Source organism: Streptococcus oralis, from assembly GCF_003943825.1.
GTDB classification, from domain to species: Bacteria; Bacillota; Bacilli; order Lactobacillales; family Streptococcaceae; genus Streptococcus; species Streptococcus oralis_CD.
Map to the genome: position 1 here is coordinate 48,051 of NZ_RJNJ01000003.1, position 25,374 is coordinate 73,424.

Genomic DNA, 25,374 nt, shown 5'->3' on the forward strand with positions numbered 1-25,374 from the left:
CTCCATTTTGGATTTATCCGACTGAACCTTCCATTTCATAGCTAATCAAGCGATTCAGCTCAACTGCATATTCCATTGGAAGCTCTTTAGTGAAGGGTTCGACAAATCCCATGACAATCATCTCAGTAGCTTCAGATTCTGACAAACCACGACTCATGAGGTAGTATAGTTGTTCCTCTGAAATCTTAGATACCTTGGCTTCGTGTTCCAATGCAACTTGCGAGTTGTGAATTTCATTGAATGGGATGGTATCTGACGCTGATAAGTCATCCATGATAATGGTATCACACTCGATGTGAGAAACAGATTTCTTAGAGTTCTTGTTGAAAGTCACTTGTCCACGGTAGTCCACCTTGCCTCCGCCTTTAGCGATGGATTTAGACACGATAGAGGAGCTTGTATGTGGGGCGTTGTGGATCATCTTGGCACCCGTATCCTGATGTTGCCCTGCGTTAGCAAAGGCGATAGAGAGCATGGTACCACGGGCTCCTTCTCCATCCAGATAAACAGATGGGTATTTCATGGTTGTTTTAGCACCCAAGTTACCATCAATCCACTCAACAGTCGCATCTTTCAAAGCTTTAGCACGTTTCGTTACCAAGTTATAAACGTTGTCAGACCAGTTTTGGATGGTTGTATAGCGCATATAAGCCCCGTCCAAGGCAAAGATTTCTACGATGGCAGCGTGCAAGCTGTTGCTAGAATAAGTTGGTGCTGTACATCCTTCTACGTAATGAACGCTTGCTCCCTCGTCAACGATAATCAAGGTACGTTCAAACTGACCTGTATTTTCGTTGTTGATACGGAAGTAGGTTTGAAGTGGAATATCTACCTTAACACCTTTTGGTACATAGATAAAGGTTCCACCAGACCATACTGCAGAGTTGAGGGCTGCCAACTTGTTATCTGTCGGTGGTACCAACTTCGCAAAGTATTGTTTAAACAAGTCTGGGTATTCCTTGAGGGCAGAATCTGTATCTGTAAAGATAATCCCCAATTTCTGGAACTCTTCCTTCATGTTGTGGTAAACCACTTCTGACTCGTACTGGGCAGAGGCACCTGCTAAATAAGCACGCTCAGCTTCTGGAATACCGATACGTTCAAAGGTTTCTTTAATCTTTTCAGGTACATCATCCCAAGAACGGGCTGGTTTATCAGATGGTTTTTGGTAGTAGATCAAGTCATCAAAGTCAATCTCTGACAAGTCTGCTCCCCAGGTTTGCATGGGCATTTTTTTGAAGGTTTCATAAGACTTCAAACGGAATTCTAACATCCACTCAGGTTCTCCCTTAGCAGCTGATAATTCGCGAATGACTTCTTCATTCAATCCTTTCCCTGTCGATAGGACAGGCTCTACATCGTCATGGAAACCAAATTTATATTCACCAAGGTCAATTGGTTTTGGTTCTACTCTTTCTTCAGCCATAATATCCTTTCTTTCATTATATATTTCTATGTTTTTTATTTATCTTCTTGATTTTCAATTGTCTTCTTAAGGGCATTCCAAGCTAGGGTTGCACACTTGATTCGTTGTGGGAATTTTGCAACACCTGATAAGAAGGCTGCATCACCTAGTTGGTCTTGGCGGTCATCCTTTTGACCTTGAACCATTTCAGAAAAGATGGTTGCAAGTTCTAGAATTTCTTGTTTGCTCTTGCCCAAAACAGCATCTGTCATCATACTAGCAGAGGCAGTTGAAATCGTGCATCCTGAATTTAGAAAAGCAATATCTTCCAAACGGTCCTCTGCATCAAACTTGACAGAGAGGTTGATAACATCCCCACAGGTTGGATTATTGAGGCTGATTTGCTCAGCATCTTCCAGCTTCCCTTGGCGATGTGGATTTTTCGAATGGTCTGCCACCACTGCCATATAAAGGCTATCTAGTTTAGAAAGTGCCATTGAAAAACTCCTTTGTCTTTTGTAGGGCATCGACTAGTTTGTCACAATCTGCCTTGGTATTGTAGATATAAAAACTTGCACGAGCTGTTGCTGGGACTTCTAAATACTGAAGCAAGGGTTGGGCGCAATGGTGACCAGCACGAACAGCCACTCCTTCATAATCCAGAGCCGTCGCAAGATCGTGGGGATGAAGATCACCTAGGTTAAAAGCAATGACACCCGAACGTTGAGCCAAGTCCTGCGAACCATAAATGGTCAAACCTTCAATGGCCTGCAATTTTGGATAGACGTATGCAATCAATTCCTGTTCATGAGATTCAATGGCATCCATACCAATCTTTTCCAGATAATCCACTGCTGCAGCAAGTCCAATAGCACCTGCCATATTTGGCGTTCCAGCCTCAAATTTCCAAGGCAATTCCTTCCAACTAGCAGATTGCTCATAGACGAAATCAATCATCTCACCACCAAATTCAACTGGAGACATTTGTTCCAGATACTTTTCTTTACCGTAAAGCACACCGATGCCAGTCGGACCAGCCATCTTGTGACCTGAAAAGGCAAAGAAGTCCACATCCAAGTCCTGGACATCAATCTTCATATGTGGCGTAGACTGAGCACCATCCACCACCATGATAGCTCCAACTTGGTGGGCCAATTGCGTGATTTCTTTGATAGGATTAACCACACCAAGGACATTAGAGGCGTGAGCTAGGGAGACAAACTTGACTTTATCAGTCAATTTAGCGCGCAAGTCATCCATATCCAGAGCTCCGTCCTTGAGATAAACATAGACAAGCTCTGCCCCAGTCTTGCGACAAGCTTCCTGCCATGGAATGATATTAGAATGGTGTTCCATTACTGAAATCAAGACCTGGTCTCCCTCAGTCAGGATTTCCTCAGCGAAGCGTGCCACCCAGTTAAGGCTGGTTGTCGTTCCTCTGGTAAAGAGAACTTCCTTTGTAGAGCCTGCATTGATAAACTTACGAATGGTTTCACGAGCAGCTTCATAAGAAGCTGTTGCTCGCTCAGCCAAGGTATGGACCCCACGGTGAACATTGGCATTGTCCTGCTCATAGTAGCGGTTGATTGTTTCCAGAACTGCTAGTGGTTTTTGTGTCGTCGCAGCATTGTCCAGATAGACCAGAGGTTCATCGTTGACAATCTGGTCTAAAATTGGAAAATCCTTGCGAATCGCTTCTACATCTAACATAGGCTTCCCCTTAGCGTTTTGACAATTTTTCTTCGATAGTTGCAATCATTTCGTCACGAACTTCTTTGACTGGAATCTCAACGATAACAGATCCAAGGAAACCACGAACAACCAAGCGTTCTGCAGTTGCCTTATCCAAGCCACGGCTCATGAGGTAGTACATATCTTCTGGATCCACCTGACCGATAGAAGCCGCGTGACCTGCAGTTACGTCATTTTCATCAATCAAAAGAATTGGGTTGGCATCTGAACGTGCTTGGTCTGAAAGCATGAGGACACGGCTTTCTTGTTGCGCATCTGCTCCCTTGGCACCCTTGATAATGTGGCCAATACCATTGAAAGTCAAGGTCGCTTTTTCAAGGATAACCCCATGTTGGAGGATATTTCCGATTGAGTTGCAACCATAGTTAGTCACACGAGTGTCAATCCCTTGAACCTGACGACCACTTGAAAGAGCTACGACTTTAAGGTCAGCATGGCTACCATTTCCAATCAAGTCGCTATCAAAGTCCGCAACGACATTTCCTTCGTTCATGACACCGATTGCCCAGTCAATGCTGGCATCACTGCCTAGTTTACCACGACGGCTAATGTAGGCAGTGACATTTTCACCCAGACGATCAATGGCAGCAAATTTCACTTGCGCACCAGAACGAGCAATCACTTCAACTGTGATATTGGCAGTTGCCTTCGCACTACCTTCACCACGCGACTCTAAACGTTCTAAGTAACTAATCTTAGAGTTTATACCAGCAATGATAAGGATATGCTTGTTAAATGGCACATCGCTATCACTGTCTTGGTAGAAAATTCCTTCGATTGGCTCTGTAATCTCAACATTATCTGGAATATAAAGAACAGCACCACTGTTAAAGTAAGCTGTATGGTAGGCTGCCAACTTGTCATCGTCATACTTAACTGATGACATGAAGAATTCCTCAATAAGCTCTGGAATTTCTTCTAAAGCTGAGTGAAAGTCTGTAAAGATTACTCCTTGTTCAGCCAATTCAACTGGAGTTTGTTCAAAAACAGTCTGCGTTCCTACTTGCACCAACTTCAAGTGATTATCTAGAGCTGTGAAGTCTGGAACATTTGCTGAAGGTTCACTTTCTGTGATGGTTCCATCTCCCAGATTCCAACGGTGAAATTTGACACGCTCAATGACTGGTAATTCCAAACTCTCAATCTTATCAAAAGCCTTTTGACGGAGGTCTGACAACCAGCTTGGTTCAGCGTGCATTTCTGAAAAAAGTTTAATATTCTCTTTAGTCATTTACTTCTCCTAAAAGATACGAGGGAATTACAATTCTTCCTTGTAGTCGTAGCCAAGTTCTTCAGCTAGTTTTGCGTATCCTTCACGTTCCAAACGGGCAGCCAATTCTGGACCACCAGAAAGGACCACACGACCTTCCATCATCACGTGTACCACGTCTGGTGTGATGTAGTTCAAAAGACGTTGGTAGTGAGTGATAATCATAGCACCAAATCCCTCGCCACGCATAGCATTCACACCTTTCGATACAACTTTAAGGGCGTCAATATCAAGACCTGAGTCAATCTCATCCAAAAGGGCAAAAGTTGGTTCCAACATCAAAAGCTGAAGAATTTCATTACGTTTTTTCTCACCACCAGAGAATCCTTCGTTGAGGTAACGCTCTGCCATTTCTTCTTTCATGTTGAGCAATTCCATTTTCTCGTCTAGTTTAGTGATAAACTCACGAACTGAAATCTTTTCATCATCTTCTTTACCAGCATTCATAGCTGCACGAAGAAATTCAGCGTTGGTAATTCCTGGAATTTCAGATGGGTACTGCATAGCAAGGAAAAGTCCCATACGCGCACGCTCGTCCACTTCCAATTCAAGGATGTTTACACCATCAAACAAGACCTCCCCTTTAGTAACTTCATAGTTAGGGTTCCCCATGATAGCTGCAGAAAGAGTCGATTTACCAGTACCATTTGGTCCCATGATAGCTGCGATTTCTCCTGTTTTCAGAGTCAGATTGACCCCCTTCAAAATTTCTTTTCCTTCAATCTCAACGTGAAGATCTTTGATCTCTAATACTGACATGATAGTTCCTTTCTTTTTCTGGCCTACTTCCTTTATCCTTAAAGAAATCACTTACATTTCTCAAAAAATACAAGAAAAGGTCCATAAATATACTCTACTAGTATAACAAAAAAAAGCCTAAAAGGCTTTGATTTTGTTTAGAAGCTAGTGACTAATCCTTGCGGTTTAGGTGCTGATCAATGGCATCTACTATTTTCCCCATTACATAACTTAACCTAAAATTTCGAAAAAGTAGAATGGCCCAAAAGACTGCCATAAAATAGCGACCCGTCATCCAAGCTTCATTGAAAAAATAAGTCTCAGCAGCAGTAAATAGTGCTATCACGATAAATTGTTGTCTAGTCATAGGATTATTGTACCATGAAATCCACTTTTAGTCTTCTTCGACCATGACTTTATCAGCCAGAAATTCAAATCCCTCTGGAATCAGGCTCTCTTCTTCTACCTCTTGATCTGCTTGAGAAGACTTGTTTTTAGCTGAAAATGCTGCACGAACCTCTTTCCATTCCTCTAGGGAAATTGCCAGGATTTCAGGTGAAAATCCAGCCACCTGGCTAAGAATATTGCCAAACATGGTATTGAGGTTATCCCGTTTCATGGTTTGGCCTGCATTGAAATTAGATTCAAAAGCTAAAATAGCATGGTGTTCGTTGGCTGCAACTGGTTGAGAACCAACAAGCAGAGCCTTATCAGGACCAGCTAAGCTTTCGATCACTTCCCCCCATGCATTCTGGAGGCGAATCAAGTTTTGCCGTGCCAATTCAGGATTTTCAACAGCTTCTTGTAGGATAGCCTGAACCTTATTACGGTCTACTCGATAGACTGTCTTGGAAGTGGCTGGACGGCTAGGGACTGGCGCCACTTGTTTAGGAGCAGTTCCAACATTGGCAAGTTCTTGTTTAAGACGAGCGACTTCCTGTCTCAGTGCAGAAATTTCACTTTCGACAGCTCCTGAAAGCACTGGTTCAGGCTTAATCTCCGCTAAACGAATGGTCATCATCTCAGCATAAATCTTAGGTTGTAGGCTTGCTTTCATATCCGCCAAGCTCACAGTCGCTATTCGAATCATTTCAAAGAGACTTTCCTGAGAAAGAGCTAGATTCTCCATAAAAATTGAACTATGATGAGTATTTTCGCCACCTGTCTGAACAACTAGTAAATCACGCAAGTACTGTAAAAGATCCGTCACAAAACGAGTCATGCTCTTTCCATTTTCAAATAAAAGATTCAAAGAATCAAGCGCTTTTGGAACATCCTGCTGAGACAAGGCAGCTACATAGTCATCAAGTGCTGATAGACTAATGGTGCCTGTAATCTCCTCAGAGATAGCTGTGGTTAAAGCATTCCCTTGAGTCAAGCTCAAGGCTTGGTCCAGAATAGACAAGGCATCCCGCATTCCACCTTCAGCTCGTCTGGCAATGATTTCCACGGCATCTGGTTCAGAACTGATATGTTCTTTTTCTAAAATATGATGAATATGTGCCGTGATATCTTGCGTTCTAATCGACTTAAACTCAAAACGTTGGACACGCGATAAAATAGTTGCTGGAATCTTGTGCAATTCGGTAGTCGCCAAGATAAAGACAACATTTTGAGTTGGTTCTTCCAAAGTCTTCAAAAGCGCATTAAAAGCTCCTGTAGACAGCATATGAACCTCGTCTATGATATAGACCTTATAACGTGCCAAACTAGGAGCATAGGTGGATTTATCACGAATTTCACGGATTTCATCGACTCCATTATTCGAAGCTGCATCCATTTCGATAACATCTTCTAAGCTACCTTCTGTCACAGCCTGACAGATATAGCAGTTATTACACGGTTCTCCGTTCACTTGGTTCGGACAGTTCATAGCCTTGGCAAAAATCTTGGCCACACTGGTCTTCCCAGTCCCACGAGGGCCTGAGAAAAGATAGGCATGACTAATCTTTTCCTGCTCGACCGCTTGTTTTAGGGTTTTAGCCACAACTTCTTGTCCGACCAATTGTGAAAAAGTTTGGCTTCTATATTTTCGATAAAGTGCTTGATACATTAGGCTTTCTCCTCAAACATCGTAAAGTCCCATTCTGTCTTCTCAAGCAAAATAGCGACAAATTGTTCCAAGTAATCGCGGTCAATGGCATTGTAATCATCAATAAGTGAAGAATCCAGGTCTAAGACACCCAGCAATTGACCATTCTTGAGCATGGGAACCACGATTTCACTCTTGGCCATACTATCACAAGAAATGTAGTTTGGATAGGTGCTCACATCGCCAACCAAAACAGTCTCTTGAAACTCAGCAGCTTCTCCACACACGCCTTTTCCAAGCGGAATGCGAATACAAGAAACACCACCCTGAAAAGGCCCTAAAACCAACTCGCTACCGTCAAACAGATAAAACCCTGCAAATACAGTATTGGGAAATCGAGATTTTAGGAGGGCACTAGCATTCGAAAGATTGGCAAGAACATTGGTCTCACCTTCAAGTAAATAAGAGAGTTCCTCATTTAACAATTGATATTGTGATTGTTTTTCTGAATCTAACATAGAACTATTATATCAAAAATGGGAAAGAGACAAAAGAAAAATCCCTTGTTTTAAACAAAGGATTTTGTGATTATCAATTTGATTAAAGTTCGATATCACCGAACAAGTCAGCCATTGAGAATCCTGTTTGTGTTTCTGGAAGTTCGAAATCACGTTTTTCTTGACGTTTTGGACGACGTGGACGAGCAGCGCGTTTTTCTTCTTTTTGTCCTTCTTCTTGAGCTGGACGTTCTTCAAGAGCTTTGATAGAAAGAGATACGCGTTCTGCGTCAGCGTTAACATCAAGGACTTTAACAGTAACTTCTTGACCAACAGTAAGAGCTTCTTTTGGATTTTCGATACGTTTGTGTGAAATTTGTGATACGTGAACAAGTCCATCGATACCTGGCAACACTTCAACAAATGCACCGAAGTCAGTCAAACGTTTAACTGTTCCTTCTACTACATCACCTTTAGCCAATTTTTGCTCAACACCATCCCATGGTCCAGGTGTTGTTGCTTTAAGTGAAAGTGATACGCGTCCTTCTTCTTCATTAAGATCAAGGATCTTCACTTCAATTTCTTCACCAACAGTTACAACTGATTTAGGTGATACGTTACGTTCGTGTGACAATTCAGTCAAGTGAACCAATCCGTCAACCCCACCAAGGTCGATGAAAGCACCAAAGCTAGTGATACGAGCAACTTTACCAGTTACGACATCACCAACAGCCAATTTACCGAATACTTCAGCACGAGCTGCCGCAGTAGCTGCTTCAACAACTTCACGACGTGAAAGGATGAAGCGGTTTTCTTTAGGATCAACTTCTTTGATTTTAGCATCAAATTCTTGACCTACGAAACGCTCAGTGTTACGTACGAAACGAGTATCCAACATTGAAGCTGGGATAAATCCACGAACACCTTCAAATTCTACTGAAAGTCCACCTTTAACGGCACGAGTACCTTTAACAGTAACAACTTCTTCTTCGCGTCCTACAAGTTTGTCCCATGCTTTGCGAGCTTCAAGGCGTTTTTTAGATACAAGGTATGTAACTGTATCAGTATCTTTACCAACTACTTGACGAAGTACAAGAACATCCAATACTTCTCCTACTTTCACAAAGTCATTGATATCTGCATCGCGATCGTTTGTCAATTCGCGAAGAGTCAAGACACCTTCAACACCAGTCCCAGAGATTGCAACGTTAGCTTGAGTCGCATCAACTGTCAATACTTCAGCACTAACAACATCACCAGGCTCAACTTGGCTAACGCTATTTAGCAAATCTTCAAATTCGTTCATCTAAAAAATCCTCCAACAATCAAGTTTTTCCAAACTTGACATACTTATAATTTTTTTCCTAAGCACCCGCAAAGACATGTTCATATCGTTCACGTCTTTCAATTATAAAAATAAAATACCCTAAGATATTTTTCTTTTTATCTTGAATTTATTACCTAAGAACTGGGGTAGCTGGATTCGAACCAACGCATGAGGGAGTCAAAGTCCCTTGCCTTACCGCTTGGCTATACCCCATTGATGAATGGAGAGAGAGGGATTCGAACCCCCGAACCCGAAGGAGCGGATTTACAGTCCGCCGCGTTTAGCCTCTTCGCTATCTCTCCAATGTTTAACGAGAACTATTATATCATGAAATTTTCAATAAAACAAGTATTATTTTGTCAAATTATAGTTTTCAATCAAAATTTCCACAGCTTTTTCAAGTTTTTTATAAAAACTATCGACATTTCCATTCTTTATGATGGCAAATTGGCTATCTAATTCGGCAATTTCCCCAATAACCTTTTTCCCGATCGTCAAAACGTATCCTTCATAACTATCTTTTCCAACAGTCACTTTTGCATCGGTTAATTGGATTTCAATTTTCTTATCTTTTTTACTCATACTCTACCTCTTTTCACTTTTTCTATTGTACAAGAAAATGCTCAAACTAGCAAGAAAAAACTCCATTTCAGCACTTACAACTGCTATGGAGCTCTTCTTTATTTCATGTCTTTTAGTCCACTTTGACAATCCATCCTTCAGGCGCTTCTACATCACCAAATTGGATACCGGTCAATTCATCATAAAGTTTACGTGTAACAGGACCTACTTCTGTTTCACTATAGAAAACATGGAAATCATCGCCATGTTGGATACCTCCAATTGGCGAAATAACCGCTGCTGTACCGCAGGCACCTGCCTCTACAAAACGCTTCAAATTATCGATTGGGACATCGCCTTCAATCGGAGTCAAGCCCAAGCGGTGTTCTGCCAAGTAAAGCAAAGAGTACTTGGTAATGGATGGCAAGATAGATGGACTCAATGGCGTAATAAATTCATTGTCTGCCGTGATTCCAAAGAAGTTGGCTGATCCGACTTCTTCAATCTTTGTATGTGTAGATGGATCTAGGTAGATAACATCTGAAAATTGGCGTGACTTGGCCATTTTACCTGGAAGGAGACTAGCGGCATAGTTCCCACCTACCTTGGCAGCACCTGTACCATTTGGGGCTGCCCGGTCGTATTCATCCTGAATCAAGAAGTTGGTTGGGACTAAACCACCTTTAAAATAGTTACCAACTGGCATAGCAAAGATGGTGAAAATATATTCTTCTGCTGGTTTAACCCCAATAATATCCCCAACACCAATCAAAAGTGGACGAAGATAAAGGGTTCCACCTGTTCCATATGGTGGGACGTATTCTTCATTTGCACGCACAACTGCTTTACAAGCTTCTACAAACATTTCTGTTGGAACTTGTGGCATCAAAAGACGGTCACAAGTACGTTGCAAACGCTTGGCATTTTCGTCAGGACGGAACAATTGAACACTGCCGTCCTTGGTACGATAGGCTTTCAATCCCTCAAATGCTTGCTGTCCATAGTGGAGACTTGGAGAAGATTCTGAAATATGCAAGGTTGCATCCTCTGTCAATTCTCCTTGATCCCATTGACCATTTTTGTAGTGAGCGATATAACGGTAAGGTAATTTCATATAAGCAAATCCAAGGTTTTCCCAATCAATTGCAACTGTCATGTGTTTCTCCTTTATACTATTCAAACTATGTGTTCTATTCTACACTTTTCTAGTAAAATTTCAAGTATTATTTGTAATTTTCTGAAAATTTTTCAATACAAAAAATCAGCCCTCTGGACTGATTTTTTTATGAATTCGCTTTATCCTCTTTAAAGACTTCTTTGAGGTAAGCATCGAAAACTTCTTCATCTGAAATGGTGTCTGAAATAAAGCTTCCATTGCTAGTACGTTCTGACAAGTTGAGGTCTTGCAATCGACTCTCATAGATTGTTCCCTTGTTCGATTGGACAAGGAGCGTTTGATCGTTTTCTTCCATTTCTGTACTAAAAAGATCACCAACGAAACCTTGCTCTGCAACTGCTCCAGCCAAGAAGACTCGGTGCGGTTTGTTTTTCAACTCACGCAAGACTTGTAGGCCTCGTTTGGCACGTCCGGTCGCTGGAATTTCCTCAATGGAAACACGTTTCAAGCTACCACGTTGGGTCAAGAGGTAGAAGGATGAAGTGTTACATATAAAGGCGGATTGGAGGACATCATCTTCTTTCAGGTTCATAGCCTTGACACCTGCAGCCTTGGCACCGACAACGGGAACCTCTTCGATATTGAAACGAAGGGCATAACCATTTTGACTAATCAAGAGAACATCATCCAGTTTGATTGGTGCTACTGCTACAATCTGGTCTGTCTCGTCTTTGAGTTTAGCGTACTTAACAGACTTCGACTTGTAGGTCCGCCATGGAGAGAATTCTTTGCGTTCTACGCGTTTGATTTGACCAAGGCGAGTTGCTGCAAAGTAGGTAGTCGCATCATCAAACTGATCCACTACTTCTGCATAGAGAATTTCTTCGTTAGTTTCAAAGTTTGTAATGGTCTGACTCAGATGCTCTCCGATGTCCTTCCAGCGAATGTCTGCCAATTCGTGGATTGGTCGATAGATGACATTCCCAAGAGTTGTAAACATCAAGAGGTGCTGGGTTGTCTTGGCAGTTTGTACAAAGATCAAACGATCATCATCACGTTTGCCAATTTCTTCCAGAGTGGATGCCGCAAAGGAACGTGGGCTGGTACGTTTGATATATCCAGCCTTCGTCACGCTAACGTAAGTATCTTCTTCAGCGATCAGACTAGCTGTGTCAATCTCGATTGCTTTCGCAGTATCTTCCAAAGTACTCAAACGTGGTGTCGCAAATTTCTTCTTGACCTCACGAAGTTCTTTCTTCATGAGATTGTACATAGTCCGTTCATCACCGATGATAGCCGCAAGCATAGCAATCTTTTCACGCAATTCTGCTTCTTCTTCTTGCAAGACAACCACGTCTGTATTCGTTAAACGATAAAGTTGCAAGGTAACGATAGCTTCTGCCTGTTCTTCCGTAAATTCATAGCTGACCTTAAGGTTTTCCTTGGCATCAGCCTTGTTCTCAGAAGCGCGAATAAGGGCAATAACCTCATCCAAAATCGAGATGACGCGAATCAAACCTTCAACGATATGGAGACGTTTTTCAGCCTTTTCCTTGTCAAAACGAGAACGCGCTAAGATAACTTCACGACGGTGGGCGATATAACTAGACAAGATTGGTACAATCCCCACCTGACGAGGTGTGAAATTGTCAATCGCCACCATGTTGAAGTTGTAGTTGATTTGCAAATCAGTATATTTGAAGAGATAGTTGAGAACAAGTTCCGTGTTCGCATCTTTTTTGAGTTCTATAGCGATACGAAGACCATCACGGTCAGACTCATCACGAACCTCAGCAATACCTGCCACCTTGTTATTGACACGGACTTCATCAATTTTCTTGACTAAGTTAGCCTTATTAATCTCATAAGGAATCTCAGTGATAACGATTTGTTCCTTACCACCTTTTAACTTCTCAATTTCAGTCTTGGAACGAACAACCACGCGCCCCTTACCAGTTTCATAGGCCTTCTTGATTTCGTCACGGCCTTGGATAATCGCTCCTGTAGGGAAATCTGGACCAGGTAAGAATTCCATGAGCTTGTCCACCTTGGCTGTTGGGTGGTCAATCATGTAAACCGTCGCATCAATGACCTCAGCTAAATTATGGGGAGGAATGTCTGTAGCATATCCAGCCGAAATCCCAGTCGAACCATTAACCAAAAGGTTTGGAAAGGCTGCTGGCAGGACTGTCGGCTCTTTCTCGGTATCGTCAAAGTTCCACGCAAAAGGAACTGTCTTCTTCTCGATGTCCTGAAGAAGATAACCGGCAATCTCAGACAAACGCGCCTCGGTATAACGCATTGCCGCAGGCGGATCTCCGTCCATAGAACCGTTATTACCGTGCATTTCGACCAAAATCTCACGGTTTTTCCAATCCTGAGACATACGAACCATAGCATCATAGATAGAAGAATCCCCGTGTGGGTGAAAATTCCCCATGATGTTACCGACAGACTTGGCCGACTTACGGTAGCTCTTGTCAAAGGTATTGCCATCCTTATTCATCGAATAAAGAATACGACGTTGCACAGGCTTCAATCCATCACGAATATCTGGCAAAGCCCGGTCTTGAATGATGTATTTGGAGTAGCGACCAAAGCGCTCTCCCATGATGTCCTCCAGGGACATGTTTTGAATGTTAGACATAGGATACTAAGCCCGTAAAATGCAAAGTAAAAATAGGAAATTCTTAAAGCGAGCGATGCTCTCAAGAGAATTTATCTTTTTCACCCAGTATTTAGGGCGTGTTCAACTCCTTTCAAAGAATGTAGAGTAGGTTTTACATTAAAATTGGTATTAAGAAAAATATTTTTAAATACTATTTAAGTCATTCACAACACTTATTTAGATTAAGCAAAGGCAACTATTTCCTATGGATTATTCTTTCTTCTTTGAAGTGTGTACAAATATTGACAAGGTAAATAAGAAACTATAACAGTTGATATCAGCAAGATATTAAACATAAACTTTTGCCCTCGAAATAGCTCCTCCCAATGCATTGTATTAAGATAATGAAAAATTAAACCGAATAAATAACATAAACTTACAGGGAAGACTCTCCACTTGATTGATTTGTATAAATAATATAAGCGTATGGAGTGATAGAGTGTGGAAGAAATAAGCATAGGTAAACAAAAAGAAATTAGAAAGAACGAAAATCTTAAAGCATCATCAAAAAGCTCTGTGCGATCAATTGAAACAAGCCAAATATTACACATCGTTATAATGATCGGGAAAAATAATCCATACACCCTTTTATGTAACTTATTTCTTTTGATAGCTAGAAATATAGAGGACACCAATACTAAAATTTGTACTCCTGGGAACCCCATGAAAAATATAACAAATATATAATCTAACATACTAGTTCAACCTCTCCTCAGCATACTGAATCATCTTCTCAGCTACTTTCATATCATAGTCAAATCCCATCTTGTGAGCAAGGAATTGAGCTTCTTGGTGGAAAAGTTGCATCGTAGCAAACAATGACTGAGTAAGTTTCTCTACACTTGAAAAATCAAGTAGAGCTGAGAATTCTTTCTCTTTCTCAGCAGGTAAATAGTTAAAGAGATATTTATAGTTCTTGCCAATATCAATCGTCCACTTATCTGCTGCAACTCGCCAAGCCAAGACCTTCAAAAGTTCTTGTTGACAAATCCCGTAGAGATGATTCGTGGCATAGATGGCTTGCTTGCGACAAATCCCTTTAACCACGTAGGCTGACACCCACCAAAATTCATTGCAGGCTTTGTCAAACTCTATTGCACTAGCTGGGCTTGTCCAGTAACGTTGAGGACTTGGAAAGTAGGGTTCAAATAAACCCTTCTTATCTTCTAAAACGGTGAACCCTGCTTCACTATCTACCCACTCTTGAATATGGTCTTTGGGGCAGAGGGTCAAATCAATCCGATTGCCATCTTCAAAGAGCATGAGATAGAGGTGGCGATGGTCAAGTACGTTATGCTGCTCAATGATACGTGTTCCAAACCGGTCCAACCAAGCAAGGTCACTCGTCAGATTATCTAAGTCGTCCACGACATAAACAACATCATAGTCTTGAAACTCGTCTTTTGGAGCCTTTGGATTTGTCCGTGAACCAGACATGGCGACAGCCTCAACTTGTAAAGTTTTAGCTGTTTGTAAAATCAATCTCAGCATTTGCTCTTGACTTCTATATTTTCTGCACCTATCTTTTACAGAGTTATTTTTCATAACTATCTAGCTCCTCTTGTTTCTGAAGGACTCGTATTCTTTTCTTCTCAAGTTCTCCTACAATGAATTGGATAGTTGAGCAAATCCCTAAAAAAATAAAAATATAACAAATAGATATTATGTTACTTCTTTGGTGTTTTACTATCATTTCCCATAGAACAAATATATTTACCAATGAAAGGAGAAAAATGAAGGTGGCATTCAATCGAAGTACTATAGCAAATTTGCTCTTAAAATGCCTACAATGGATTACGCTCTTATATAGAGTATAAAATGAATAAACAATCATCAAGGGGGCGAAATAGTCATGATAAAACAAAATAAATTTTAACCCAATAAATCTTAACCCATAGTAATAGTTACCTTCCACTGGTATATTTGATAGACAGACACCAATAGTTAAAATGGACAGTAAAAACAGGGATATTGAACGAGCATACTCTTTTCTCCCCAAGTTGGAGATTAAATTACTTATAATTCCAAAAATTACTATGACAACAACGAAAATAGAAATTATAGATTCACTACTCATTACTGACCCCCCTTTAGTTCTATATATTATTTACATAACAAATATGATAATCATTTTTACTTGAACGATGCGACTTTCCTGTATGGTAAAAATAATATCCTTCAAATAGTATAAAGCGTCCTCTAAAGAAACAGACCTGAATGATATTTTCCGTTAGATTATTCAAGAGGAGATACTTGAGTTCTTACCAGTGTCAACTTTTAAAATTTTAACTGTTCCTAAAATCAGTTCAAGCATTTCCTGGTCAGTTCTCATCTATGTCACCCTCATCTGAAACATGGTTAGTAAAAGGAGCATCTTCTTTCTTTTGTTGTTGTAGTTTTCGAACTCTTTTCCTTTCAAGCATCCAAAGTAGGAATTGAATTCCTGAAAAAAGGCCTTGCAAGAAAATAAGTATATAGATTTCTTTAATCTCTCTAAATAATACAAAAACATTTACAATTGAGAGTAGAAATATAAGTGTAACGTTAGATAATAAGATTCGGGCAAACTTACTAGGAAAATACTTGACGTGCTTGATACTCTTATAAAGACTAGTAATCGCATATGTTATGCACAGAGGCGCATGAGTATATAAAGAAAATACCCGTACAAATACTCCTAAGTAGGGTTCGTCTAAAGACGGGTTGAACACTACAAACATTCCTATATTACAAGCCATAAATACTAGGGAACTTAAGGAGTTTGAATATTCTATTTTCTCTTTATTGGAGATTGCATCAAGAATTATTCCAGCAATAGCAATGATTTCGAGAAAGAAAAATATCATTATTAAAGAACTGTTCACTATTCACTCCCCCTTTGCTTACTGATTTCGTTTGGTGTAATGGAGATAGAGAGGAGGAAGATAGGAAACTAGAATCATCAAAATCATTACCAAGAATGTCAACAGATGGATCTGAACTAAATTTACCACATACCATCCCAGAATACCTACAGATAGGGGACCTAAAATATAGGATAGGAAAATCAAAAAAGCCTTCCACCGTTTCTCCGGATAGACATAACACAATCGAATAAGTGTGTAGATTAAGGCTCCTGCTATCAAAGGAAAACCAAATAAAATCATGACAAAGGATGCCACTAAAGAACCGGATTCTGACGAATCCATATTGAATAAAAGCATCAAGATCATAAACAAGGTAAATACAATCGGTGCATATAAACCTTGGAAACTTTTTTTTCGACTATTGATGTAGAATGCAAGAATAGCCGAGGGTAAAGAAACTAAGAAAACCAAACCCAAATAACTTCCAAAAATCGAATGTCCTGAACTATCCATTAATCATACTCCTTAAAACACTGTCGCTTCCTCCAGCGTAAACTTAACATTATCTTCAATCCATTTACGGCGTGGTTCGACCTTATCTCCCATGAGGACATTGACACGGCGTTCGGCGCGTGCTAAGTCTTCAATCGTGACACGAATGAGAGTTCGAGTCTCTGGATTCATGGTTGTTTCCCAGAGTTGGTCCGCATTCATCTCACCAAGACCTTTGTAGCGTTGGAGAGTTGCGCCTTTACCAAACTGCTTGCGGAGTTCTTCTAGCTCTCCGTCCGTCCAAGCATAGGCCACTTCTTCTTTCTTGCCTTTGCCTTTGGACATCTTGTAAAGAGGAGGGAGGGCGATATAGACATGTCCTGCCTCGACTAGCGGACGCATATAGCGGTAGAAAAATGTTAAGAGCAAGGTCTGAATGTGAGCACCGTCAGTATCCGCATCGGTCATGATAATGATTTTGTCATAGTTGGCATCTTCAATGGAGAAGTCTGCTCCCACACCCGCACCAATGGTATAAATCATGGTATTGATTTCTTCATTTTTGAGGATATCCGCCATCTTGGCCTTGGCTGTATTGATGACCTTACCTCGAAGGGGCAAGATAGCCTGGAACTTACGGTCACGGCCTTGTTTGGCAGAACCACCGGCAGAGTCCCCTTCGACTAGGTAGAGCTCGTTCTTTGCTGGATTTTTAGATTGAGCTGGAGTCAATTTTCCAGACAACAAGCCCTTGTCTTTCTTGTTTTTCTTACCATTTCGGCTCTCATCACGCGCTTTGCGGGCCGCCTCGCGCGCATCACGGGCCTTGATAGCCTTACGAATGAGATTGGAAGCTAGTTCTCCATTTTCCATGAGGAAGAAGGTTAACTTATCAGCCACAATACCATCGACAATTGGACGAGCCAGAGGACTCCCTAGTTTATCCTTGGTCTGTCCTTCAAACTGGAGGTGTTCTTCAGGTACTAAGATAGAAAGAACGGCCGCTAGTCCCTCACGATAGTCTGAACCTTCAAGATTTTTATCTTTTTCCTTGAGGAGCCCAGTCTTACGCGCGTAGTCGTTCATGACCTTAGTAATGGCTGACTTGAGTCCTGTCTCATGCGTCCCCCCATCCTTGGTACGTACGTTATTGACAAAGGATAGAATATTATCTGAAAATCCATCATTGTACTGGAGGGCTACTTCTACTTGGAAACCATTGTCTTCCCCTTCAAAGTATAGGACTGGCGTCAAGGTTTCCTTGTCTTCATTGAGGTAAGAAACAAAGTCTTGTACCCCGTTCTCATAATGGAATTCGATTGCTTCATCTGTTCGCTTATCTGTCAAAGACAAGGTCACATTTTTCAAAAGAAAGGCTGACTCATTAAGGCGTTCTGAAATGGTATTGTATTTAAAGTCTGTCGTAGAAAAGATACTGGCATCTGGCATGAAGGTCACTTTGGTACCTGTCTTAGACTTAGCTGCTGTACCAATTTTCTTCAAGGTTGTGACGGGTTTCCCACCATTTTCAAAACGTTGCTTGTATACTGTACCATCACGGGTGATTTCCACTTCTAGCCAGCTAGATAAGGCATTAACGACTGAAGATCCCACTCCGTGGAGACCACCAGATGTCTTATAGCCACCTTGTCCGAATTTTCCTCCAGCGTGGAGAATGGTAAAGATAACCTCAACAGTTGGAATTCCCATGGCGTGCATCCCAGTCGGCATCCCTCGACCATGGTCTTGAACAGTTAGACTGCCGTCCTTATTGATGGTTACATCAATGCGATCACCAAATCCAGATAGGGCTTCATCGACCGCATTATCCACGATTTCCCAGACTAGGTGATGGAGACCAGCACCGTCAGTCGATCCGATATACATCCCTGGACGTTTACGGACCGCATCCAACCCTTCTAGCACCTGAATGGCGTCATCATTGTAGTTATTAATATTGATTTCCTTTTTTGACACAAGGAACCTCCTATTTGTTCATCTTTTCTATTTTACAGGTTTTCTAGCAATTTTGCAAAGCTTTTCCCTTTCAGCTGTCACAATTTCACAGGATATTCTCTGACTTTCCACAGCATTTCATGGTATAATAGGTCTATGATGACATTTGTATTATTAATTTTAGCTTATCTGCTAGGTTCGATTCCGTCTGGTCTATGGATTGGACAAGTTTTCTTTCAAACAAATCTGCGTGAACACGGTTCTGGTAACACAGGAACAACCAATACTTTCCGTATTTTAGGTAAGAAAGCAGGTATGGCAACCTTTGTGATTGACTTCTTTAAAGGGACCTTGGCCACTGTACTTCCTATTCTTTTCCACCAACAAGGTGTATCACCTCTCGTCTTTGGACTTTTGGCCGTAATTGGACATACCTTTCCTATCTTTGCAGGTTTTAAAGGGGGCAAGGCTGTCGCAACAAGCGCTGGAGTTGTTTTCGGATTTGCGCCTGTCTTCTGTCTCTACCTGGCAATCGTATTCTTTGGAACCCTCTATCTAGGCAGTATGATTTCTCTGTCTAGCGTTACTGCTTCTATCGCAGCCGTTATCGGAGTTCTCCTATTTCCACTATTTGGATTTATCCTGAACAGCTATGACCCTCTCTTCATTTTGATTATCCTAGCACTTGCTAGCTTGATTATCATTCGTCACAAGGATAATATCACACGTATCAAAAATAAAACTGAAAACCTCGTTCCTTGGGGACTAAACTTGACACATCAAAATCCTAAGAAATAAAACGCCAGTTTGAACTGACGTTTTTTTTGTATGCTTATTTTGATTTGATATAGTTGATACCGTCTGCCTTAGGTGCAACTGCTTTTCCAAAGAAGGCTGCTAAGACAAGGATGGTCAAGACATAAGGTGCGATTTGAAGGTAAACCGCTGGCACTCCTTGTAGGAAAGGCAATTGAGAACCGATAACTGCCAAACTTTGTGAAAGTCCAAAGAAAAGACTAGAAAGCATAGCACCGATTGGGTTCCATTTACCAAAGATCATCGCAGCAAGAGCGATAAATCCAGGACCGACAATAGTTGTCACTGAGAAGTTAACTGAAATGGATTGAGCATAAATCGCTCCCCCAATTCCCCCAAGGAAACCTGAAATAATAACTCCAAGATATCGCATCATGTAGACATTGATCCCCAAGGTATCCGCTGCTTGAGGGTGTTCCCCGACAGAGCGAAGGCGAAGACCAAATCGGGTCTTGAAGAGGATAAACCAAGCAAGGAATGAGAAGGCAATGGCCAAGTAGCCAAGAAGACTTGTTGACTTGAAGAAGATATCTCCAATCACAGGGATATCAGCCAAAACTGGGAAATCAAAACGTCCAAAAGTCTGGCTTAAGTTATCCGTTTGTCCTTTGTTATAAAGAACTTTAACCAAGAAAACTGCTAGGGCAGGAGCCATCAAGTTCAATACTGTACCACTGACAACATGGTCCGCACGGAAATGAACTGTAGCGACTGCATGGATGAGGGAGAAAATAGCTCCCACGATACCAGCAACTAACAAGGAAATCCAAGGAGTCGCTGCTCCAAGTTGTTCTGCAAACTCAAGGTTAAAGACAACCCCAGAAAAGGCTCCCATAACCATAATTCCTTCAAGACCGACGTTAACGACACCACCACGTTCAGAGAAAACTCCTCCGATACTCGTAAAAATAAGTGGTGCTGAGTATATCAGCATAGAAGAGACCAAGAGGGTGAGTAATGTTGTAATAGACATCCTTACTTACCTCCTTTAACTTGTTTTTTAGGTTTGACAAAGCGTTCGATAATGTAGTGAACGCTAACAAAGAAGATAATAGACGCTGTTACAATGCTAACAAGCTCAGACGGAACTTGCGCTGCGTTCATACCCGGTGCACCAACTTGTAGAACACCAAATAAGAAGGCTGCAAAGAGAATTCCAATTGGTGAATTTCCAGCAAGCAAACTAACTGCCATCCCGTTAAATCCGATAGCCAATGATGAGCCCTGAACGTAAACGTTTTGGAAGGTTCCAAGACCTTCGACAGCTCCACCAAGACCAGCCAAGGCACCAGAGATAATCATTGATAGGATGATTGTACGTTTTGCTGAAATACCAGCGTACTCTGAGGCATGGGGATTGAGACCAACTGCGCGAATTTCAAAACCGAGAGTCGTTTTCTTGAGCAAGAACCAAATCACAGCTACAGCAATGATTGCAAAGAAGATTCCAATATTCATACGAGAATTTCCAGTCAACTCTGATAACCATGGTGTCTGGTATGTAGCATTGGCACTAACACGAATCGTTGAGTCTGTACTTTGCATAATATCTTTAGGAAAGGCATGAATAAAGGCATTTCCCACATACAATACAATATAGTTCATCATGATGGTCACGATAACCTCTGACGTACCGAGATAGGCTCTGAGGATACCTGGAATCGAACCAACAATTCCACCTGCGATCAAAGCAATGATCACTGTCAATGGAATCAAAACGAGACGAGGCATATCTGGATTTGACAAGGCAAACCAACCACTGAGAATCCAGCCTGCCAAAGCCTGACCAGGAAGCCCGACGTTAAAGAAACCTGCACGACTGGCAACTGCAAAACCAAGACCTATCAAGACAAGAGGACCCATGGCACGGAAAATTTCTCCAATCCCACGGAGGCTACCAAAAGCTGTATAGAACAACTCCTCATAGCCCCAGATAGCATCATATCCGAAGATCCACATGACAATGGCTCCGAGCAGGATTCCTAAGAATACGGAAATCAAGGGAACCGAAATTTGTTGTAATTTTTTAGACATCACTCTTCTCCTTTCCCAAGTTTCCACCTGCCATCAAGACACCAAGTTCTTGTTTGTTAGTCGTTTCTGGCGATACAATACCTTGAATCTTACCATCGTGAATAACAGCAATTCGGTCTGAGACATTTAAAATCTCATCCAATTCAAAGCTGACAACAAGGACAGCCTTCCCGTTATCACGTTCTTCAATCAAACGTTTGTGGATATATTCAATGGCACCGACATCCAAACCACGAGTTGGCTGGCTGACGATAAGGAGATCAGGATCACGATCAATCTCACGAGCGATAATCGCTTTTTGTTGATTTCCTCCTGAAAGAGCTGCTGCTGGAACAAATTCGCTTGCCGCACGAACATCGAATTCTTCCATCAATTTCTTAGCATGTGAAGTGATGTTGGCATAGTTCAAGATACCATTCTTGCTGAGTGGTTCTTTATAGTAGGTTTGAAGGGCGATATTTTCTGAAATCATCATCTCCAAAATCAAACCATCACGGTGACGATCCTCAGGAACATGCCCCACGCTTAGTTCTGTAATTTGTCGAGGATGCATCCCTACGATTGATTTGCCTTTTAATTCAACGCTACCTGACTCAATTTTACGAAGACCAGTAATAGCTTGAATGAGTTCAGATTGACCATTGCCATCAATACCTGCAATACCGACAATTTCGCCAGCACGAACATCCAAAGAAAGATTTTTCACTGCTGGTACACCGCGGTTTTCATTGACAACCAAGTCTTTGATAGACAAGACCACTTCTTTGGGTTGTGGTGCTTGTTTTTCCGTTTTAAAGGAGACTGAGCGTCCAACCATCATTTCTGCCAAGTCCGCATTTGTTGCCCCTGCGATTTCAACCGTCTGGATTGATTTTCCACGACGGATAACCGTCACTCGATTAGATACTGCACGAATCTCATCCAGTTTATGGGTAATCAAAATGATCGACTTCCCTTCTTTGACAAGGTTTTTCATGATTGCCATCAACTCATCAATCTCTGAAGGAGTCAATACGGCTGTAGGTTCGTCAAAGATAAGGATATCAGCACCACGATAGAGTGTTTTCAAGATTTCTACACGTTGTTGGGCACCAACGGAAATATCCGCCACCTTAGCAGCAGGATCCACTGCCAAACCATAACGTTCAGAAAGAGCCTTGATTTCTTTAGTAGCACCAGCTATGTCTAGAACACCATTTTTAGTGATTTCACTCCCTAAAATGATATTCTCAGCTACTGTAAAAGCCTCAACCAACATAAAATGTTGGTGAACCATCCCAATTCCAAGACCAGCGGCTTTAGATGGTGAGTCTAGTTTTACAACCTGACCATTCACCACAATTTCACCACTCGTTGGCTCAAGAAGTCCTGCCAGCATATTCATCAGAGTAGATTTACCCGCTCCATTTTCTCCTAAAAGTGCATGGATTTCACCTTTTCGCAGTTGCAAGTTGATTTTGTCGTTTGCTACAAATTCACCAAACACCTTGGTAATATCCCGCATCTCAATGACATTTTCGTGTGCCATATGCTCTTCCTTTCAGAGGTTTATTTTATTTCAATAAAACCTGCTAATCACATTAACAAGCTCTATTGAGACAAAAATTGCCTCAATTCTTAAAGAAGCGACCGATGGCCGCTTCCTAAGAAATGACTTTTATCCATTATTTTTCTGGAACTTTTACGCTTCCGTCAAGGATCTTAGCTTTTGCATCTTCAACAGCTTTTTTACCTTCTTCTGAAAGGTTTGTTACTGCTAGCTCAACCCCTTTATCTTTCAATGAGTAAACAATCACTTGTCCACCAGGGAATTCACCTTTTTCTGTTTTGTTGGCAATATCTTTTACAGTTGTACCAACTTGTTTCAATGTAGATACAAGAACGAAGTTAGATTCTTTACCATCTTTAGAAGTGTATTTACCTTCTGCTGCTTGGTCACGGTCTACACCGATAACCCAAACTTTTTCGTTTTCATTTTTGTTTTCGTTCAATGATTTTGCTTCAGCAAAGACACCAGCACCTGTACCACCAGCTGCTTGGTAGACAACGTCTGCACCGGCAGCGTATTGAGCTGCTGCGATTGTTTTACCTTTGGCAGCATCACCAAATGAACCAGCGTAGTCAACTTGGACTTTGATAGATGGGTCTACTGACTCAACACCAGCTTTGAATCCAGCTGCAAAACGTGAAATAACTTCAGATTCGATACCACCTACAAAACCAACTTGTTTTGTTTTTGTAGTTTTTGCTGCTGCAACACCAGCAAGGTAAGCTGCTTCATTATCTGCAAATCTTACGCTCGCAACATTCTTTTGACCTTCAATCACATCATCAATCAAGACATAGTTTAGGTCAGAGTGGTCTTTTGCTGCTTCCTCAACTGCATTGTGAAGGGCAAAACCAACACCGAAGATCAGGTTGTAACTTCCAGCCGCTTGTTGCAAGTTGTTAGCATAGTCTGCTTCGCTTGTTGATTGGAAGTAAGTGTAACCTTTATCTTTAGAAAGATTGTGTTCTTTACCCCAGTCTTGCAAACCTTCCCAAGCTGATTGGTTAAATGATTTATCATCAACACCACCAGTATCTGTTACGATTGCTGCTTTGGTCTTCATTTCTGATGAAGATGAAGCTGCGTTACGAGAAGAGCGGTTACCACATGCAGCAAGTCCAACTGCTGCTACTGCAACTAGACCAAGGCCTAGCCATTGTTTCTTGTTCATTACTGAACCTCCTAAATAAGATGTGCAACGATGTTGCAAGTATGGATTGGTTGGCCACAAGGACCGCATCACTCAGAGAGTGACTCAGACTAGTTTAAGTCTGTAAATGAGTATGGAAGTAACTCCCCGACCGTCATCTCGACCGTCGATTTATCTTTAGCGACTAAGGTCACTTTTAGATCTTGTTCAAAAAATTCAACCATGACCTGGCGGCAAGCACCACATGGCGAAATGGGTTTTTCAGTTTGTCCGTAGACAATCAACTCTGAAAACTCTCGTTGCCCCTCCGAAACTGCTTTAAAAATAGCAGTACGCTCTCCACAATTAGTCAAGGGATAACTAGCATTCTCGATGTTCACACCCGTATAAATACTACCATCCTTGGCTACTAAAACAGCACCTATGGGAAAATGAGAATAGGGGACATAGGCTTGTTTGCTGGTTTCAATTGCTAGTTCAATCAACTCAGTAGTCGCCATCTGCCAATTCTCCTTTTAAGATTGTTACACCAGCAGATGTTCCGATACGGGTAGCGCCTGCTTCCACAAAAGCGACAGCATCCGCATATGAACGCGCTCCACCAGCTGCCTTAACTCCCATATCTGGCCCGACTGTTTTACGCATCAACTGAACATCCTCTATAGTGGCACCACCAGTTGAAAATCCAGTTGATGTTTTGACATAGTCTGCGCCTGCTTTCTGGGATAATTGGCAGGCCACAACCTTTTCATCGTCTGTCAACAAGCAAGCTTCGATAATGACTTTCACTAGCTTGTCACCACTTGCTTCTACGACAGCACGGATGTCCGATTCAACCAAATCAAGATTGCCTGATTTGAGGGCACCGACATTGATAACCATATCAATCTCATCTGCACCGTTTTGGACAGCTTCTTTTGTTTCAAAAGCTTTCACAGCTGAAGTTGTTGCTCCCAAAGGAAAACCTACTACTGTACAAACCTTTACATCTGAGCCTTCAAGCCCTTTTTTCGCATGTTTAACCCATGTGGGATTAACACAAACGCTGGCAAAGTCATACTCACGCGCTTCAGATAGCAAACGATCAATTTGTTCTTGGCTTGCATCTTGCTTTAAAAGCGTATGATCAATATATTTATTTAACTTCATATTCGGATTCTCCCT

Annotated in this window: 22 protein-coding genes and 2 tRNA genes; 1 reads left to right on the top strand and 23 read right to left on the bottom strand. The window is 41.6% G+C overall.

The genetic code is table 11. The features are described from left to right. Positions 1 to 13 precede the first annotated feature (13 nt). The 17 genes from sufB to parE form a co-directional block, all read right to left on the bottom strand. Positions 14 to 1,426, bottom strand: a complete 1,413-nt coding sequence (sufB, locus tag D8863_RS03300; protein ID WP_000797056.1) for a Fe-S cluster assembly protein SufB — start codon at positions 1,424 to 1,426, stop codon at positions 14 to 16. 35 nt (positions 1,427 to 1,461) lie between these two features. Then, positions 1,462 to 1,902 carry a Fe-S cluster assembly sulfur transfer protein SufU gene (sufU, locus tag D8863_RS03305; RefSeq protein ID WP_125441075.1) on the bottom strand — a complete coding sequence of 147 codons (441 nt, stop codon included), beginning with the start codon at positions 1,900 to 1,902 and terminating at the stop codon, positions 1,462 to 1,464. Then, positions 1,889 to 3,115: a cysteine desulfurase gene (locus D8863_RS03310; RefSeq protein WP_125441076.1), complete on the bottom strand. Its 1,227-nt coding sequence runs from the start codon at positions 3,113 to 3,115 to the stop codon at positions 1,889 to 1,891. The genes sufU and D8863_RS03310 overlap by 14 nt, the downstream gene beginning before the upstream one ends. A gap of 10 nt (positions 3,116 to 3,125) precedes the next feature. Further along, positions 3,126 to 4,388 (bottom strand): Fe-S cluster assembly protein SufD, encoded by a 1,263-nt coding sequence (gene sufD / locus D8863_RS03315; RefSeq protein ID WP_125441077.1) that lies wholly within the window; start codon positions 4,386 to 4,388, stop codon positions 3,126 to 3,128. A gap of 27 nt (positions 4,389 to 4,415) precedes the next feature. Beyond that, positions 4,416 to 5,186, bottom strand: coding sequence for a Fe-S cluster assembly ATPase SufC (gene sufC, locus D8863_RS03320; protein ID WP_000114489.1), 771 nt, complete (start codon positions 5,184 to 5,186; stop codon positions 4,416 to 4,418). Positions 5,187 to 5,337: 151 nt separating this feature from the next. Next, the gene (locus D8863_RS03325; RefSeq protein ID WP_084859816.1) at positions 5,338 to 5,532 is read right to left on the bottom strand and encodes a DUF3272 family protein; all 195 of its coding nucleotides are present in this window, start codon (positions 5,530 to 5,532) and stop codon (positions 5,338 to 5,340) included. Between the two features lie 27 nt (positions 5,533 to 5,559). Then, a complete protein-coding gene (gene dnaX, locus D8863_RS03330; protein WP_125441078.1) occupies positions 5,560 to 7,218 on the bottom strand; it encodes a DNA polymerase III subunit gamma/tau in 1,659 nt (552 codons plus the stop codon). Continuing rightward, positions 7,218 to 7,715, bottom strand: coding sequence for a free L-methionine (R)-S-oxide reductase MsrC (locus D8863_RS03335; protein ID WP_125441079.1), 498 nt, complete (start codon positions 7,713 to 7,715; stop codon positions 7,218 to 7,220). Before D8863_RS03335 ends, dnaX begins: the two co-directional genes overlap by 1 nt. 82 nt (positions 7,716 to 7,797) lie before the next feature. Further along, positions 7,798 to 9,000, bottom strand: a complete 1,203-nt coding sequence (gene rpsA / locus D8863_RS03340; protein WP_001001617.1) for a 30S ribosomal protein S1 — start codon at positions 8,998 to 9,000, stop codon at positions 7,798 to 7,800. A 162-nt stretch (positions 9,001 to 9,162) separates the two neighbouring features. Continuing rightward, a tRNA-Gln gene (locus D8863_RS03345) sits at positions 9,163 to 9,234 on the bottom strand. A gap of 8 nt (positions 9,235 to 9,242) precedes the next feature. Next, positions 9,243 to 9,323 (bottom strand) — tRNA-Tyr (locus tag D8863_RS03350). 49 nt (positions 9,324 to 9,372) lie between these two features. Continuing rightward, entirely contained in the window at positions 9,373 to 9,603 is a 231-nt protein-coding gene (locus D8863_RS03355; protein WP_000037107.1) for a DUF2969 domain-containing protein, read from the bottom strand. Positions 9,604 to 9,715: 112 nt separating this feature from the next. Continuing rightward, on the bottom strand, positions 9,716 to 10,753 hold the full coding sequence (locus D8863_RS03360) for a branched-chain amino acid aminotransferase (RefSeq protein WP_312023390.1): 1,038 nt from the start codon (positions 10,751 to 10,753) through the stop codon (positions 9,716 to 9,718). Positions 10,754 to 10,865: 112 nt separating this feature from the next. Next, positions 10,866 to 13,346, bottom strand: coding sequence for a DNA topoisomerase IV subunit A (gene parC / locus D8863_RS03365; protein ID WP_125441081.1), 2,481 nt, complete (start codon positions 13,344 to 13,346; stop codon positions 10,866 to 10,868). 717 nt (positions 13,347 to 14,063) lie between these two features. Further along, positions 14,064 to 14,912 (bottom strand): aminoglycoside 6-adenylyltransferase, encoded by an 849-nt coding sequence (locus D8863_RS03375; RefSeq protein WP_125441083.1) that lies wholly within the window; start codon positions 14,910 to 14,912, stop codon positions 14,064 to 14,066. A 776-nt stretch (positions 14,913 to 15,688) separates the two neighbouring features. Then, positions 15,689 to 16,231 carry a hypothetical protein gene (locus D8863_RS03390; RefSeq protein WP_260469736.1) on the bottom strand — a complete coding sequence of 181 codons (543 nt, stop codon included), beginning with the start codon at positions 16,229 to 16,231 and terminating at the stop codon, positions 15,689 to 15,691. A gap of 507 nt (positions 16,232 to 16,738) precedes the next feature. After that, positions 16,739 to 18,682: a DNA topoisomerase IV subunit B gene (parE, locus tag D8863_RS03400; protein WP_125441085.1), complete on the bottom strand. Its 1,944-nt coding sequence runs from the start codon at positions 18,680 to 18,682 to the stop codon at positions 16,739 to 16,741. A gap of 135 nt (positions 18,683 to 18,817) precedes the next feature. On the opposite strand from parE, the gene plsY reads away from it, so the two are divergent. Further along, on the top strand, positions 18,818 to 19,459 hold the full coding sequence (gene plsY / locus D8863_RS03405; RefSeq protein ID WP_125441086.1) for a glycerol-3-phosphate 1-O-acyltransferase PlsY: 642 nt from the start codon (positions 18,818 to 18,820) through the stop codon (positions 19,457 to 19,459). A gap of 34 nt (positions 19,460 to 19,493) precedes the next feature. Here the strand turns inward: plsY and D8863_RS03410 are convergent, their stop codons facing one another. The 6 genes from D8863_RS03410 to deoC form a co-directional block, all read right to left on the bottom strand. After that, positions 19,494 to 20,450, bottom strand: a complete 957-nt coding sequence (locus D8863_RS03410; protein WP_125441087.1) for an ABC transporter permease — start codon at positions 20,448 to 20,450, stop codon at positions 19,494 to 19,496. Between the two features lie 2 nt (positions 20,451 to 20,452). After that, positions 20,453 to 21,511 carry an ABC transporter permease gene (locus D8863_RS03415; RefSeq protein WP_125441088.1) on the bottom strand — a complete coding sequence of 353 codons (1,059 nt, stop codon included), beginning with the start codon at positions 21,509 to 21,511 and terminating at the stop codon, positions 20,453 to 20,455. After that, the gene (locus D8863_RS03420; protein WP_000929832.1) at positions 21,504 to 23,039 is read right to left on the bottom strand and encodes an ABC transporter ATP-binding protein; all 1,536 of its coding nucleotides are present in this window, start codon (positions 23,037 to 23,039) and stop codon (positions 21,504 to 21,506) included. The genes D8863_RS03415 and D8863_RS03420 overlap by 8 nt, the downstream gene beginning before the upstream one ends. A gap of 136 nt (positions 23,040 to 23,175) precedes the next feature. Next, positions 23,176 to 24,231 carry a BMP family lipoprotein gene (locus D8863_RS03425; protein WP_001036150.1) on the bottom strand — a complete coding sequence of 352 codons (1,056 nt, stop codon included), beginning with the start codon at positions 24,229 to 24,231 and terminating at the stop codon, positions 23,176 to 23,178. Positions 24,232 to 24,320: 89 nt separating this feature from the next. Then, positions 24,321 to 24,710, bottom strand: a complete 390-nt coding sequence (locus D8863_RS03430; protein ID WP_000246111.1) for a cytidine deaminase — start codon at positions 24,708 to 24,710, stop codon at positions 24,321 to 24,323. Continuing rightward, the gene (gene deoC / locus D8863_RS03435; protein WP_125441089.1) at positions 24,697 to 25,359 is read right to left on the bottom strand and encodes a deoxyribose-phosphate aldolase; all 663 of its coding nucleotides are present in this window, start codon (positions 25,357 to 25,359) and stop codon (positions 24,697 to 24,699) included. Before deoC ends, D8863_RS03430 begins: the two co-directional genes overlap by 14 nt. Between the last annotated feature and the right edge of the window lie 15 nt (positions 25,360 to 25,374).

Excerpts from the sequence above, each read along its gene's own strand:
- D8863_RS03410 (WP_125441087.1), bottom strand. The coding sequence starts at position 20,450 with ATGTCTATTACAACATTACTCACCCTCTTGGTCTCTTCTATGCTGATA.
- deoC (WP_125441089.1), bottom strand. The coding sequence starts at position 25,359 with ATGAAGTTAAATAAATATATTGATCATACGCTTTTAAAGCAAGATGCA.
- sufB (WP_000797056.1), bottom strand. The coding sequence starts at position 1,426 with ATGGCTGAAGAAAGAGTAGAACCAAAACCAATTGACCTTGGTGAATAT.
- sufU (WP_125441075.1), bottom strand. The coding sequence starts at position 1,902 with ATGGCACTTTCTAAACTAGATAGCCTTTATATGGCAGTGGTGGCAGAC.
- sufD (WP_125441077.1), bottom strand. The coding sequence starts at position 4,388 with ATGACTAAAGAGAATATTAAACTTTTTTCAGAAATGCACGCTGAACCA.
- D8863_RS03325 (WP_084859816.1), bottom strand. The coding sequence starts at position 5,532 with ATGACTAGACAACAATTTATCGTGATAGCACTATTTACTGCTGCTGAG.
- D8863_RS03425 (WP_001036150.1), bottom strand. The coding sequence starts at position 24,231 with ATGAACAAGAAACAATGGCTAGGCCTTGGTCTAGTTGCAGTAGCAGCA.
- D8863_RS03375 (WP_125441083.1), bottom strand. The coding sequence starts at position 14,912 with ATGAAAAATAACTCTGTAAAAGATAGGTGCAGAAAATATAGAAGTCAA.
- D8863_RS03430 (WP_000246111.1), bottom strand. The coding sequence starts at position 24,710 with ATGGCGACTACTGAGTTGATTGAACTAGCAATTGAAACCAGCAAACAA.
- dnaX (WP_125441078.1), bottom strand. The coding sequence starts at position 7,218 with ATGTATCAAGCACTTTATCGAAAATATAGAAGCCAAACTTTTTCACAA.
- sufC (WP_000114489.1), bottom strand. The coding sequence starts at position 5,186 with ATGTCAGTATTAGAGATCAAAGATCTTCACGTTGAGATTGAAGGAAAA.
- parC (WP_125441081.1), bottom strand. The coding sequence starts at position 13,346 with ATGTCTAACATTCAAAACATGTCCCTGGAGGACATCATGGGAGAGCGC.
- D8863_RS03335 (WP_125441079.1), bottom strand. The coding sequence starts at position 7,715 with ATGTTAGATTCAGAAAAACAATCACAATATCAATTGTTAAATGAGGAA.
- rpsA (WP_001001617.1), bottom strand. The coding sequence starts at position 9,000 with ATGAACGAATTTGAAGATTTGCTAAATAGCGTTAGCCAAGTTGAGCCT.
- D8863_RS03355 (WP_000037107.1), bottom strand. The coding sequence starts at position 9,603 with ATGAGTAAAAAAGATAAGAAAATTGAAATCCAATTAACCGATGCAAAA.
- D8863_RS03310 (WP_125441076.1), bottom strand. The coding sequence starts at position 3,115 with ATGTTAGATGTAGAAGCGATTCGCAAGGATTTTCCAATTTTAGACCAG.
- D8863_RS03415 (WP_125441088.1), bottom strand. The coding sequence starts at position 21,511 with ATGTCTAAAAAATTACAACAAATTTCGGTTCCCTTGATTTCCGTATTC.
- D8863_RS03420 (WP_000929832.1), bottom strand. The coding sequence starts at position 23,039 with ATGGCACACGAAAATGTCATTGAGATGCGGGATATTACCAAGGTGTTT.
- plsY (WP_125441086.1), top strand. The coding sequence starts at position 18,818 with ATGATGACATTTGTATTATTAATTTTAGCTTATCTGCTAGGTTCGATT.